This window comes from Salipiger bermudensis, assembly GCF_019801965.1.
In the GTDB taxonomy this organism is placed as follows: domain Bacteria; phylum Pseudomonadota; class Alphaproteobacteria; order Rhodobacterales; family Rhodobacteraceae; genus Salipiger; species Salipiger bermudensis_A.
In genome coordinates this window covers 21,357-35,024 of sequence record NZ_JAHVIA010000002.1, presented here as the reverse complement: position 1 = coordinate 35,024, position 13,668 = coordinate 21,357, and the positions used below count along the sequence as shown (strand labels likewise).

The window sequence follows — 13,668 nt, the reverse complement described above, 5'->3', positions numbered from 1 at the left end:
CCGGGCCCGGAGCAAGATCCCGGGCCGCTCTCCCCCACCGTCCAACCAGACTGACGAAAGGACACTCCAATGGCGTTCGACGCTTACATGTACTTCCCCGGCCAATCCCGGGTGCAGGGCGAAACCCATGACGAGGCGATGGCCGCAAAGAAGGCCTTCGAGATCGTCTCCTTCAACTTCGGTGCCGAGAACAACATCAACATCGGCTCCGCCACCGGCGGCGGCGGCGCGGGCAAGGCCTGGTTCAAGGATTTCGAGGTCTCGAAATCCACCGACACCGCCTCCTGCGGCCTGTTCAGCACGCTGTGCAACGGCACCCATTTCGACGAGGCGATCATCGAGCTGCGCCGCTCCGGCGGTTCCACCAGCGCCTCGGGCTCCACCTTCATGAAGTTCCACTTCAAGCTGGTCATGGTGAAGGACATGACCTGGGAAGGCTCCGACGGCGACGACAATTGCAACGAGACCGTTATCTTCAACTACGGCGCCATCAAGGTCGAGTATTACAAGCAGGACAAGACCGGCAAGCTCACCAAGGCCTCCGGCGACCAGGGCGAGACCAAGTTCAGCCAGGTCAAGAACAAGGCCGACTACGTGGTCTGACCGTTCGTCCGGGCGCGTGCCCGTCGCGCCCGGACCTTCGCCCCCTCATCCATCCCCCCAAGGAGACCGGCCATGGCCGACCGCATGCTGGCCGAACGCCTGCAGCCCTCGCTGCTCGACCGGCTCACCGACGAGGCGCCCGACCGCGCCACCGACACCGCCGCGCACCGGATGATCGACGTCACCCGCCTGCGCCAGATCCTCCAGCGCGATCTCGCCTGGCTGCTGAACTGCGCCAATCTCGAGGCCGAGCACGATCTCGAGGCGTATCCGCAAGTCGCCCGCTCGGTTCTGAATTACGGCCTGCCTGCCGCGTCGGGCCGCAACGAGACCCGCCGCCGCGCCGAGACCCTGCGGCAGGCGATCCGCAGCGCCATCGAGCGCTTCGAGCCGCGCATCCTGCCCCACAGCCTCGAGATCGTGGTCCGGCAGGAGCGTGCCCGCTCGGGCGCCATCGTCTCCTTCGACATCCGCGGCGATCTCTGGGCCGAGCCGCTGCCGGTCGATCTCTATCTTCGCACCGCGCTCGACATGTCGACCGGCGACGTCAGCGTCAGCCGGCAGGGGTAGCGAAGATGGATTCCCGCCTCCTGCGCCATTACGAGGCCGAGCTCGGCTATCTCCGCGAGATGGGCGCCGAGTTTGCCGAAGCCTATCCCAAGATCGCCTCACGGCTCGGCATGGACCAGCTCGAGGTCATGGACCCTTACGTCGAGCGGCTGCTCGAGGGCAGCGCCTTCATGGCCGCACGGGTGCAGCTCGAGCTCGAGCAGCAATACCCCGCCTTCACCCAGAACCTGCTCGAGATCGTCTACCCGCATTTCCTCGCGCCGACGCCCTCGATGATGGTGGCGCGGCTCCGGCCCGACACCGCGCAGGGCGGGCTGTCCGAGGGCTTCACCCTGCCGCGCGGCACGCTGATGCGCGGGCAGGTGCTCGAGGGCGAGCAGACCGCCTGCCGCTTCACCACCGCGCAGGACGCGACGCTCTGGCCGGTGGAGATCACCGAGGCCGAGTATGTCGAGGGCCGCTCCGAGCTGGTGGCGGCGGGGCTGGGCACCGGCAACCAGGCCAAGGCGGCGCTGCGCCTGCGGCTGGCGCGCAGCGGCGGCGCGCCGCTCTCGGCGCTGCCGCTCGACAAGCTCACGCTGTTCCTCGCTGGCGCCGGGGCCGAGCCGTGGCGGCTCTACGAGTCCATTCTGGGCCAGGGCGTGGCGCTCGCCGGGCGCTCCACCGACCGCCGCGCCGATTGGTCCCTCCCGCTCGGGCACGACATCCGCCCACGCGGCTTCGATCCCGAAGAGGCGCTGCTGCCGGTGCCGGGGCAATCTTTCGAAGGCTACCGGCTGCTGCAGGAATACTTCGCCATGCCGCAGCGCTTCTTCTTCATCGACCTCTGCGGCCTACACCCGGCCATCCGGCGCACCGAGGGCAGCGATCTCGACCTCTACATCCTGCTCTCCGAGGGCAACCCGGCGCTGAAATCGATCACGCCATCGAGCTTCGACCTGCACGCCGTCCCCGCGATCAACCTCTTCCCCAAGCGCTGCGACCGGGTGCCGGTCTCGGGCCGCGAGATCGACCATCACGTCATCCCCGACCGCACCGCGCCGCTCGATTACGAGATCTACCGCCTCGACAGCGTCACCGGGATCGCCGGGGACGATGCCGACGACGTGACCTTCCGCCCGTTCTACAGCGCCGAGGATTTCACCCCCTTCGGCGACCGGCAGAGCGCCTATTACAGCATCCGCCGCCGGATGCGGCAGCGCTCGGAAAAGCAGCGCCTCAAGGGTCAGCGCACCTCCTATCTCGGCAGCGATCTCTACCTGTCGCTCGCCGACCGGTCGCAGGCGCCCTACCCGGGCCGCATCGAGCAGCTCGCGGTCATCGCGCTCTGCACCAACCGCGACCTGCCGCTGCTGACCCCGATCGGCGCCGGCAGCACCGATTTCTTTCTCCCCGATGGCGGCCCGGTGACCGAGATCCGCGCCATCGTGCCGCCGACCCGCCCGCGCCAGAGCCTCGCCGAGGGGCAGCGCGCCTGGCAGCTGATCAGCCACCTGAGCCTCAACTACCTCTCCATCGCCGATGCCGATCGCGGCACCGGAGCGGCGGCCCTGCGCGAGCTGGTGGGGCTCTATGCCCCGCTCGGCGATCCCTCGATGGCGGCGCAGCTCGAAGGGCTGGTCTCGGTCGCCTCGCGCCCCATCGTGCGGCGCATGGCCGACGGGGTGCTCTCGACCGCGGTGCGCGGGCTCGAGCTGCGGGTGGGCTTCGACGAGAGCTTCTTCGAGGGCACCGGCTGCTACCTGCTGGGCGCGGTGCTCGAGGCATTCTTCGCCAAGTATGTCTCGCTCAACAGCTTCACCGAGACCGTCATTCACTCACAGCAACGGGGAGACATCACGCGATGGATGCCGAGAAGCGGCCGCCGGGTGCTGATCTGAGCCGCCTTGATGCGCTCAGGGAGGCCCCGCAGGCCCATCACCTGTTCCAGGCGCTGCGCCTCATCGAGGCGGCGCATCCCGAGAGGCCCCGGCTCGGGCGCTCGCGGCGTCCGGCAGAGGATCAGGTGCGGCTCGGACAGGCGCCGGAACTGGCCTTCCCGCGCTCCACGGTCACCGGCTTCGGCCCGGACGAGACCACCGGGCGCGACCGCCTCACCCAGCAGGCCTTTGGCCTCTTCGGCCCGCATGGCGCGCTGCCGCTGCACCTGACGGAATACGCCCGCGACCGGCAGCGCAACAATGGCGACGGCGCGTTTGTCGGCTTTGCCGACATGCTGCACCACCGCATGATCTCGCTGTTCTACCGCGCCTGGGCCAGCGCCGAGCCCGCGCCCTCCTTCGACCGCCCCGACGACGACCCGTTCGGCGAGAAGCTCGACGCGCTGGCCGGCGTCTCGGGCGAGGCCTTCGACTGCCGCGATGCCATGCCCGACAGCGCCCGGCGCCACTTCGCCGGGCTGCTCGGCGCCGCGCCGCGCAGCGAGGCCGGGCTCGCCGCCATCCTGCGCCGGTTCCTTGGGGCCGAGGTCGAGATCGAGAGCTTCGTGGGCTCCTGGCTGCATCTCGAACCGCAGGATCGCGGCACGCTCGGGGGCGCGGTACTCGGCCAGAGTGCCAGCCTCGGCGAGAAGGTCTGGTCGCGCGAGGCCAAGTTCAGGCTCCGCATCGAGCCGCTCTCGCTCGAGGACTACCGCCGCCTGCTGCCCGGCGGCCAGAGCCTCAAGCGGCTCGCCGCGCTGATCCGCGCCTATACCGGCGACACGCTCGACTGGGAGGCCACTCTGGTGCTGCGCGCCGAAGAGGTCCCGCCCACGGCGCTCGGCGGCAGCGCCCGGCTCGGCCTGACCAGCTGGATCGGCCAGCGCCCCGCCAACGACGCCTGTGATCTCTCCCTCACCGCGCCGCAGCGGGCCCTGCCCTGAGCCGCGCCCCGACACGTCGCAAGACACCAAGAAGGACGAACCGATGACCGAAATCAGCCGCGTGGCCCTGTTCGGCAAGCTCAACAAGCTGGCCTATCAGAGCATCGAAAGCGCCACCGTGTTCTGCAAGATGCGGGGCAACCCTTATGTCGAACTGGCGCATTGGCTGCACCAGATCCTGCAGGGGCAGGACAGCGATCTGCACCGCCTGATCGACGGATTCGACCTCGACCCGGGCCGCGTCGCCGCCGATCTGGTGCGTGCGCTCGACGCATTGCCGCGCGGGGCGACCGCCGTCTCCGACCTGTCGCCGCATCTCGAGGAAACGGTCGAGCGCGCCTGGGTCTATGCCTCGCTGCTGTTCAACGCGACGCAAGTGCGCACCGGGCACCTCGTGCTCGGCATCGTCAAGACGCCGCGGCTGCGCAACGTGCTGCAGGCGATCTCGCCCGAGTTCCGCAAGATCGGTGCCGATGCCCTCTCCGAGCGTTTCAATGATCTGCTCGCGGGCTCTCCCGAGGAGGCGGCGACGGCGCCTGCGCCGGAGCGATCCGAAGAGGGCACCCCCGCGCAGCTCGGCGGCGGCGCGGCGATGGCGCAGTTCTGCACCGATCTCACCGAGAAGGCCCGCGCCGGCGAGATCGACCCGATCGTCGGCCGCGACGAGGAGATCCGCCAGATCGTCGACGTGCTGATGCGCCGGCGCCAGAACAACCCGATCCTCACCGGAGAGGCGGGGGTCGGCAAGACCGCGGTGGTCGAGGGCTTCGCCCTGCGCATCGCCCGCGGCGACGTGCCCCCTGCCCTGCGCGAGGCACGGCTGCTGTCTCTCGACGTCGGCCTCTTGCAGGCTGGCGCCTCGATGAAGGGCGAGTTCGAAACCCGCCTCCGCGGGGTGATCGACGAAGTGCAGGCGAGCCCGGTGCCGATCGTGATGTTCGTCGACGAGACCCACACGCTGGTCGGCGCCGGCGGCGCGGCGGGCACCGGCGACGCCGCCAACCTGCTCAAGCCCGCGCTGGCCCGCGGCACCCTGCGCACCATCGGCGCCACCACCTGGGCCGAGTACAAGAAGCACATCGAGAAGGACCCCGCCCTCACCCGCCGCTTCCAGGTCGTCCAGGTCGCCGAGCCCGACGAGGCCCGCTCGGTGCTGATGATGCGCGGCGTGGCCTCGATGCTCGAACGCCACCACGGGGTGCAGATCCTCGACGAGGCGCTCGAGGCAGCGGTGACGCTCTCCGCCCGCTACATCCCGGCGCGCCAGCTGCCAGACAAGTCGGTGAGTGTGCTCGACACCGCCTGCGCCCGCGTGGCGATCAGCCTGCACGCGGTGCCCGCCCCGGTCGACGACGCCCAGCGCCGCATCGATGCGCTCGAGACCGAGCTTGCCATCATCGCCCGCGATGCCAGCGCCGGGGCCGAGATCGGCGACCGAGAGGCCCGCGCCCGTGCCGCGCTTGGCGAAGAGACCGCGCGCCTCGCAGAGATCACCGGGCGCTGGCAGGCCGAGAAGGCGCTGGTCACCGACATCCTCGACCTGCGTGCGCGGCTGCGCGAGGGGGCCCAGCCGGTCGACACGCCCCCCGAGGCCACGCCCGGCAGTACCGCAGAGCCTCCCGCCATATGCCCGCCCGAGGCCGATGCACTGCTCTCGGGGACAGAGCGCGAAGCGGTGCTCCGCGAGCTACACGCGAAACAGGCCGAGCTAACCGCGCTTCAGGGCGAGGCGCCGCTGATGCTGCCAATCGTCGATGCGCAGGCGGTGGGCTCGGTGGTGGCGGACTGGACCGGCATCCCGGTGGGCCGCATGGTCAAGGACGAGATTCGCACCGTGCTCACCCTCGCCTCGCATCTCTCCAAGCGGGTGATCGGGCAGGATCACGCCATGGAGATGATCGCCAAGCGCGTGAAGGCCTCGCGCGCCGGGCTCGACAACCCGTCGAAGCCGGTGGGTGTCTTCCTGCTCGCCGGCACCTCCGGCGTCGGCAAGACCGAGACCGCGCTGGCGCTGGCCGAGACGCTCTATGGCGGCGAGCAGAACGTCATCACCATCAACATGTCCGAGTACCAGGAGGCTCACACCGTCTCCAGCCTGAAGGGCGCGCCTCCGGGCTATGTCGGCTATGGCGAGGGCGGCGTGCTGACCGAAGCGGTGCGGCGCAGGCCCTATTCGGTCGTACTGCTCGACGAGGTCGAGAAGGCCCACCCGGACGTGCACGAGATGTTCTTCCAGGTCTTCGACAAGGGCGTGATGGAGGATGGCGAGGGGCGGATGATCGATTTCCGCAACACGCTGATCCTGCTGACCTCGAATGTCGGCTCCGAGGCGATCATGAAGCTCTGCGCGCGCCCCGACCCGCGCCCCGAGCCCCAGGCCATCGCCAAGGCGCTACGCGCGCCGCTGCTCCGGGTCTTTCCGGCGGCGCTTCTGGGACGCATGGTGACGATCCCCTACTATCCGCTCGCCCCCGACATGATCGCCGAGATCACCCGGCTCCAGCTTGGCCGCATCGAGAAACGCGTCGCCGCGACCTATGACGTGCCGTTCCGCTATTCCGACGCCGTGGTCGAGACCATCGTGTCGCGCTGTCAGGAGCTCGAGAGCGGCGGTCGGATGATCGACGCCATCGTCACCAACACCATGCTGCCCGAGATCTCGACCGAGTTCCTCACCCGGATGATGGAGGGCCGCAGGGTCGGTCACGTCTCGGTCGACGTGGAGGGCACAGAGTTCACCTACGCCTTCGGCTGAGGCGCAACCGCCCCGCGCGTCCGCCCCGCCAGCCGCGCGGGGCGGCTTCCTGCTGTCTGGCGTCCAACCGTGGCGATTTTTTTCTCCAGAGTCGCGAACCCTCCGGCGCGCTCCCGGCACTAACGGGGTGAGAACGGTCGCGGCAGCCCGCCCGGCCAGCCCCCAAAAGCCGAGAACGCGCCCCATGCCGAACAGCGATCAGACCATCGTCGAGCCGGAACCGGCCTCCGAGACCGGCCTTGCGCAGTACACCGCCCTGCCCTTCGGATGCCTTGATGCCGAGCGGCCCGAGGATCTCGACGCCCCGCGCGAGCGCTTCCGCATCGCCATTCTCGGCGATTTTTCCGGCCGCGCCAGCCGGGGCACGCTTGCCATCGGCGACGATCTCGCCCGCCGCCGCCCGATCCGCTTCGATGTCGACCGGCTCGACGCGGTGATCGCCGGGTTCGCCACTACCCTCACCCTGCCGATCGGGCGCGACGGCGCCGCCGTCGAGGTCCCCCTGCGCGAGATCGACGACCTGCATCCCGATGAGCTCTACGACAATGTCGCGCTGTTCGAGGAGCTCGATGATCTGCGCCAGCGCGTCGCCCGTGGCGACAGCCGTGCCTTGGCCGAGCTTCACGGCTGGGCTGAAGAACATGGCCAGCCGATGCCCGCCAGCCGTCCCCGCGCCAAGGGCAGCGCGGTGCCCGCCGACCGCCGTCTGAGCGACTTTCAGGCGCTGCTCGGCGACAGCCCGGCTTTCGCCCATGACAGCGACGCCGCCGAGGCGCTGATCGCCCGCATCGTTGGCCCGCATGTGCAGGCCGCCCCCGACCCGGCGCAACCCGCCATGCTCGCCGCCATCGACGCCGCGCTGTCCGATGCCATGCGCGCCATCCTGCACCACCCCGATTTCCAGGCGGTCGAAGCCAGCTGGCGCGCGCTCGACTTTCTCGCCCGCCGCGTCGAGACCGGGCCGAAGCTCGAGATCGTGCTCTACGACGTCTCGGCCGAGGAATGGGCCGCCGATCTCTCGGCGCAGGAGGATCTCGCCGAGAGCGGCCTGTTCCGCATGCTCGCCGAAGCGCCCCGGCTCGACGCCCAGCAGGGTCCGATCTCGGCGGTTTTCGGGCTCTACACGCTCGAGGAAACCCCGCCCCACGCGGCGCTGCTCGCCCGCATGGGCAAGATCGCGGCGTGGATGAACGCCCCCTTCGTGACAGCGATCTCGCCGCGCTTCCTCGATACGCCCAAGCAGGATCGCCACCCGCTGGTGGCCGAGAGCTGGGACGCCCTTCGCGCCCTGCCCGAGGCGCGCAATCTCGGCATCGCCGCGCCGCGCTTTCTCTTGCGCGCCCCCTATGGGCGCCGCACCGATCCGATCGAGCCCTTCGATTTCGAGGAATTCAGCCTGCGCGAAGGGCTGCACGGCATGCTCTGGGCCAACCCGGCGGTGCTCTCGGCCACCCTGCTGGCGGCGAGCGTGGCGAAGTCCGGCAAGAACATGCGGCTGGGCGAGATCATGTCGCTCGGCGACATGCCGGTGCACGTGATGACCGACGCCCATGGCGACCAGGTCGCCCTGCCCTGCACCGAGCGGCTGCTCACCACGTGCAGCATGGCAGAGGTTGTCGCGCGTGGCTTCATGCCGCTCCTGTCGATCAAGGGCCGCAACGAGGTCCGCCAGGGCTCGTTCCAGGCGCTCGGCGGCGACATGCTCGCCGGCCCCTGGGCGCTGGCGTCGGGCAAGGCAAAAGGCGGCCACGAGACCAGCGTAGGCTTCGGGAAGCCGCCGGCCGGGGCCAAACCCGCCACCGCGAGCGCCCGAGACAACTCGGGGGCGAGCGACGACGATCCGTTGGCCGCGTTCGGAGAAGAGGACGGCCTGCCCGACATGGGCGAGACCGCCTTTCCCGATTTCGGTGAGGATGACGCAGCGCCCGAGTTCGATGCGGGCGACCTGCCAGACTTCGACGGCGACGATGCCTTCGCCGATTTCGGAAGCTCCGACATGCCTGACTGCGACGGCGACGGCGACGCCGCCCTGCCCGATTTCGATGACAGCGATCTCGACGACATGCTGGCCGCCTTCGGCGACGACACCCCCGCCGAGGACGACGCAGACATCGACCCGGCCCTCGCGGCCATGCTGGAGGACCTGTGATGCGCGACGATCTTCCTCATGACGGCCCCGGCGGCGAAAGCGGCATCCTGCTCGCCCGGATCGGCAATGCCTGCTGGCTGATCGACGGCGAGGCCCATCTCGACGCCCTGCTCACCAGCACCGACGGTTACCCGACCCCGGTGCGCTGCCTGAGCCTGCCCTCGATGGACGCGCTCGACGCGCTGCTGCCCGAGGGGCTCGAGACCGGCGCGCTCTGGGCCATCCACCCCGCCATCGTGGCGCGGCTCGAGCGCGACGGCCAGCTCAAGGTGATGACGCTGCCGGAGGAGGGCTGAGCGACATGGCACAGGACACCGTTCTCGAGGGCCGGCAGGTCCGGCTCAAGCTCCCCGGCAAGCTCAAGGGCTTCCTGATGCGGGCGCAGGTCGACGAGGGTCTGAGCCGCCTCACCGAGACCACCATCGAGTTCATGTCCCCGGACATCGACCTCGACCTACAAAAGCTGGTGGGCGAGCGCCTACCGCTCGAGATCGACGCCCCCAAGGACAAGATCCGCTATTTCCAGGGCCGCTGCACCGGCGCCGAATATCTCGGCTCCCATGCCGGGCGCGGCTATTTCCGCGCCACCGTGCGGCCCTGGCTGTGGTTCCTGACCCGCAGCGCCAATTGCCGGATCTTCCAGGACAAATCCGTCATCGACGTGATCAAGGAGGTGTTCTCACAGCACGGCTTCTCGGATTTCCGCGACCGCACCAAGCATGCCTATCCCAAGCGCGGCTACTGCGTGCAGTATCGCGAGAGCGATTTCGACTTCCTCAGCCGGCTGATGGAGGAGGAAGGCATCTACTACTACCACGATCACGAGAAATCGAAGGAGGTGCTGATCCTCGCCGACGAAGCCAGCGCCCACCGCGCGGTCGAGGACCATGCCGAGATCGATTTCCACTTCCGCGCCCCCGAGTACCGCCGCCGCGACGATCACGTCTTCGACTGGCGCGGCGGCGAGAGCATCCAGACTGGCCGCGTCACGCTGCAGGATTACGATTTCGAGAAGCCCAGGTCGGACCTTCGGACCGTCAAGGCGCTGCCGGTGGGCAAGCACGCCTTCAAGAGCTATGAGCTCTACGACTATCCCGGCCGTCATAGCGACACCCGCACCGGCGAACATCACGCCCGGGTCCGCGTCGAGGGGCTTGCGGCGCAGGCCCAGCGCGCCACCGGCGCGTGCAACGTGCGCCAGATGGGTGCGGGCGCAAAGTTCAAGCTCAAGCTGCACCCGCGCAAGTCCGAGAATGCCGAGTATCTGGTGATCTCGGCCCGCCATCAGCTGCAGATCGACGCCGATATCGAAGACCGCGAGATGGTCGAGGCGATCCTCGGCCCGCTGCTGGCCTTCGACCGCAAAACCAGCCCCGACACCTATCGCTGCCTCTTCGAGGTGCAGCCCATCAAGGCCGCCTTCCGCGCACCGCAGGTCACCCCGCGCCCCGAGCATCCCGGCGTGCAGACCGCCGTCGTGGTCGGCAAGAAGGGCGAGGAGATCTGGACCGACCGCTATGGCCGGGTGAAGGTGCAGTTCCACTGGGACCGCGAGGGCCGCGCCGACGACAGCGCCTCATGCTGGATCCGCACGGCGGTGCCGTGGAGCGGCAAGGGCTGGGGCATGGTCGGCGTGCCGCGCATCGGCCAGGAGGTCGTGGTGCAGTTCGAGGAGGGCGATCTCGACCGCCCGCTGATCACCGGCATGGTCTATAACGGCGACACCGATCCGCCCTATGCCCTGCCCGGCAACCAGACCCAGACGGGGCTGAAGACCAACAGCTCGAAGGGCGGCGGCGGTTTCAGCGAGCTGATCTTCGAGGACAAGAAGGATGCCGAGTTCGTCCGCCTGCAGTCCGAGCGTGATTTCCGGCAGATCATCAAGAACAACGCCGAGATCACCGTCGGGCTCGAGCACAAGACGGGCGGCACCTTCACCCAGACCATCCACGGCGACAAGACCGAGACCATCCGCGAGGGCGACCACGCCTTCACCGTCGCCAAGGGCAAGGAGAGCGTCGAGATCGCCAAGGCGCGCGCCACCAAGGTGGGGGCCGACGATGCGCTGAGCGTCGCGGGCGATCAGTCGCTCGACGTCAGGGGCGGCAAGACCGACGACATCGGCAAGGGCTATAGGATCGACGTGGGCGCGGCGCTCGAGATCTCGGCCAGGTCTAAGATCGTCCTGACCTGCGGCGGCTCGAAGATCGAGATGACGCCCTCCAAGATCACCGTCTCCTCGGCGCAGGTCGAGGTGAAGGCCAGCGCGACGGGCAAGTTCACCGCCGGCGGCCAGCTCAAGATGGAGGCCAAGGGACAGGCGGCGCTGAAGGGCGCCGGGATGCTGAAGCTCGAGGGCGGCGGCATGACGCAACTGAAATCCTCCGGGCTGCTCCTCGCCAAGGGCGCCCTCACGATGATCAACTGACATGAGCGCCCCCGATCATACCGACCGCTTCGCCGGTCTGCGCAAGCTGCCCGAGGCCCCCGCCGCGAAGCTGCTCGCCGCCGGTAACGCGGTGCTGCAGACGCCGCTCGACCTGCCGGCTTCGGCCACGGTGCCCGAGATGCTGGCGGCGCTCGAGGCCAAGGCCGCGCTGCTCGACATGCTGCTGCTCCTCTGCCACGCCCTGCCCCCGCGCGAGGCCACGTGGTTTGCCTGCCTCGCCGCGCGCGAGACGGTTCCCGAAGGCACGTCGATGCCCGCGCCGCTCCGTGCCGCCGAGGCCTGGGTCTTCAAGCCCGGGACCGAGACCCGCGCCGCCGCCCGCGCCGCGCTGGACGCTGCAGGCAACGAGGACGAGACCGCGCTCTGCGCCATGGCAGCCTCGATGGCCGACGGCACGCTCGGCCCGGGCGAGCTCGAAGATTACGCCGCCCCTCCGGGCGCGGTCGGCGGGGCGGCCTTCGGCATGGCGCTGACCGCGCTCTACCACGACGACGACAAGGTCGAGCAGCGCGGCCCCGAACTGCTGGCCCGCGCGCTCGACATCGCCCGCGGCGGCAACGGCGCGCTGCCCGCTCAGGCGGAGGGCACGCCATGACCCTGCCCGCCGTCCGCGTCACCGACACGCATGTCTGCCCGATGGTCACCGGCATCATCCCGCATGTGGGCGGGCCCATCGTGGTGCCCTGCCCGACGGTGCTGATCGGCAAGCTGCCCGCCGCCACCGCGACCGCCATGGCGGTCTGCGTCGGCCCGCCGGACATGATCGCCAAGGGCTCGACCAAGGTGCTCACCGGCAAGAAGCCGCAGGCGCGGCTCTCGGACACCTGCGCCCATGGCGGCGCGGTGGTGATGGGCTGCCCGACGGTTCTGGTGGGAGGATAAGCGATGTCCCTGTGTCTGCGACTGACAAGCTCCGGCCCGCTGCCCGACGGGCGCGACCGCATCGAGATGACCGACGGCGCGCTGACCGTCGGGCGCGGCGCGGAGAACGACCTCTCGCTGCCCGATCCCGACCGGACGCTGTCGAAGCGCCATTGCGTGCTGGAGGAGCGCGGCGGCGACTACGTGCTGCGAGACCTGAGCACCAATGGGACCTTCCTCAACTACGCCGGCGAGCACATCGGCGACATTCCCGCGCCGCTGAGCCATGGCGACGTGATCCAGATCGGCAGCTTCGAGCTGGTGGTCGAGATCGCCGGCGCATCGAGTGCCCCGGACGCCCCGCTGCCGCCCGCCGGGGACAGCCTGCTGCTGCCGGCGCAGGCCCCGACCGCCGAGGCGGTTTCGCACGATCCGCTCGGCGGCTCGGACGACGATTTCCTCGATGCGCTCCTGGGTGCCCCTGCCGAGCCCTCGGCCCAGCGCGCCGCGATCCCCAAGGATCCCTTCGCCGCCGATCCGCTGCCCGCGGGCGACACGCCGCCCGAGGCCTGGCCCGCCCTCGGCGCCAGCGCGCCCGATCACAGCCCCGCCGCGCAGGACGCCTTCACCGCGCCGGAGGTGCAGCCGGGCCAGATCCCCGACGATTGGGACGATCTCTTTGCCCCCGAGCCGCCCGCAGCGCCCCTGCCCGAGGCCGCGCCAAAGCCGGCTGCCGAACCCGCGGCACCCATGCAACCCGCGCCACCTCCTGCACCCGCGCCTCAGCCGGCCCCGCCGCCGTCTGCCGCGCCCGTCCCGCCTGCCCCCACCGCCTCCGACGCCGCCCTGCGCGCCTTCCTCGAGGGTGCCGGCGCCCCCCATCTCGCCATTCCCGAGGCCGAGACGCCCGAGACCATGGCCCGGCTCGGCCGCGTCTTTGCCGCCATGACCGCCGGCATGCGCGAGATCCTGATGACCCGCGCCGCGATCAAGAGCGAGATGCGGATGGACCGCACGATGATCAACAACGGCGGCAACAACCCCCTGAAGTTCTCGATCTCCCCCGAGCAGGCGGTCGAGGCGATGATCCGCCCCACCGTGCGCGGCTATCTCGATGCCGAGGTGGCCACCCACGAGGCGCTGGGCGACATCCGCGCCCACGAGGTCGCGATGATGGCGGGCATGGAGGCGGCGCTGAAGGCGCTTCTGGCCCGGCTCGGCCCCGACCAGCTCGCCTCGCGCATCGAGCAGGGCAGCTCGCTCGGCGGTCTGCTGGGCGGAAAGAAGGCCCGCTACTGGGAGGCCTACGAGAAAATGTACGCCCAGATCGCCCGCGAAACCGAAGATGACTTCCAGTCGACCTTCGGACGCGAATTCGCCCGCGCCTACCAGGACCAACTCCGCAAACTCTGAAAGGA

At 69.7% G+C, this 13,668-nt stretch carries 11 protein-coding genes; all 11 read left to right on the top strand.

All coding sequences use genetic code 11. The features are described 5' to 3' along the window. Positions 1–69: 69 nt before the first annotated feature. The 11 genes from KUV62_RS04050 to tagH all read left to right on the top strand — a co-directional run bounded on the left by KUV62_RS04050 (position 70) and on the right by tagH (position 13,663). The gene (locus KUV62_RS04050) at positions 70–603 is read left to right on the top strand and encodes a type VI secretion system tube protein Hcp (RefSeq protein WP_222602410.1); all 534 of its coding nucleotides are present in this window, start codon (positions 70–72) and stop codon (positions 601–603) included. Between the two features lie 72 nt (positions 604–675). Further along, complete coding sequence (gene tssE / locus KUV62_RS04045; RefSeq protein ID WP_222602409.1) at positions 676–1,173, top strand: type VI secretion system baseplate subunit TssE; 498 nt, start codon at positions 676–678, stop codon at positions 1,171–1,173. 5 nt (positions 1,174–1,178) lie between these two features. Beyond that, positions 1,179–3,053 (top strand): type VI secretion system baseplate subunit TssF, encoded by a 1,875-nt coding sequence (gene tssF, locus KUV62_RS04040; protein WP_222602408.1) that lies wholly within the window; start codon positions 1,179–1,181, stop codon positions 3,051–3,053. Then, positions 3,017–4,036, top strand: a complete 1,020-nt coding sequence (tssG, locus tag KUV62_RS04035; RefSeq protein ID WP_222602407.1) for a type VI secretion system baseplate subunit TssG — start codon at positions 3,017–3,019, stop codon at positions 4,034–4,036. The genes tssF and tssG overlap by 37 nt, the downstream gene beginning before the upstream one ends. A gap of 43 nt (positions 4,037–4,079) precedes the next feature. Then, complete coding sequence (gene tssH, locus KUV62_RS04030) at positions 4,080–6,791, top strand: type VI secretion system ATPase TssH (protein ID WP_222602406.1); 2,712 nt, start codon at positions 4,080–4,082, stop codon at positions 6,789–6,791. A 184-nt stretch (positions 6,792–6,975) separates the two neighbouring features. After that, complete coding sequence (locus KUV62_RS04025; protein WP_222602405.1) at positions 6,976–8,940, top strand: type VI secretion system contractile sheath domain-containing protein; 1,965 nt, start codon at positions 6,976–6,978, stop codon at positions 8,938–8,940. After that, the gene (locus KUV62_RS04020) at positions 8,940–9,236 is read left to right on the top strand and encodes a hypothetical protein (RefSeq protein ID WP_222602404.1); all 297 of its coding nucleotides are present in this window, start codon (positions 8,940–8,942) and stop codon (positions 9,234–9,236) included. The genes KUV62_RS04025 and KUV62_RS04020 overlap by 1 nt, the downstream gene beginning before the upstream one ends. A 5-nt stretch (positions 9,237–9,241) precedes the next feature. Continuing rightward, a complete protein-coding gene (locus KUV62_RS04015) occupies positions 9,242–11,368 on the top strand; it encodes a type VI secretion system Vgr family protein (RefSeq protein ID WP_222602403.1) in 2,127 nt (708 codons plus the stop codon). Position 11,369: 1 nt separating this feature from the next. Next, on the top strand, positions 11,370–11,984 hold the full coding sequence (locus KUV62_RS04010; protein ID WP_222602402.1) for a DUF6931 family protein: 615 nt from the start codon (positions 11,370–11,372) through the stop codon (positions 11,982–11,984). After that, positions 11,981–12,271, top strand: a complete 291-nt coding sequence (locus KUV62_RS04005) for a PAAR domain-containing protein (protein WP_222602401.1) — start codon at positions 11,981–11,983, stop codon at positions 12,269–12,271. The genes KUV62_RS04010 and KUV62_RS04005 overlap by 4 nt, the downstream gene beginning before the upstream one ends. 3 nt (positions 12,272–12,274) lie before the next feature. Beyond that, positions 12,275–13,663 (top strand): type VI secretion system-associated FHA domain protein TagH, encoded by a 1,389-nt coding sequence (gene tagH, locus KUV62_RS04000; protein ID WP_222602400.1) that lies wholly within the window; start codon positions 12,275–12,277, stop codon positions 13,661–13,663. The last annotated feature ends 5 nt before the right edge of the window (positions 13,664–13,668 follow it).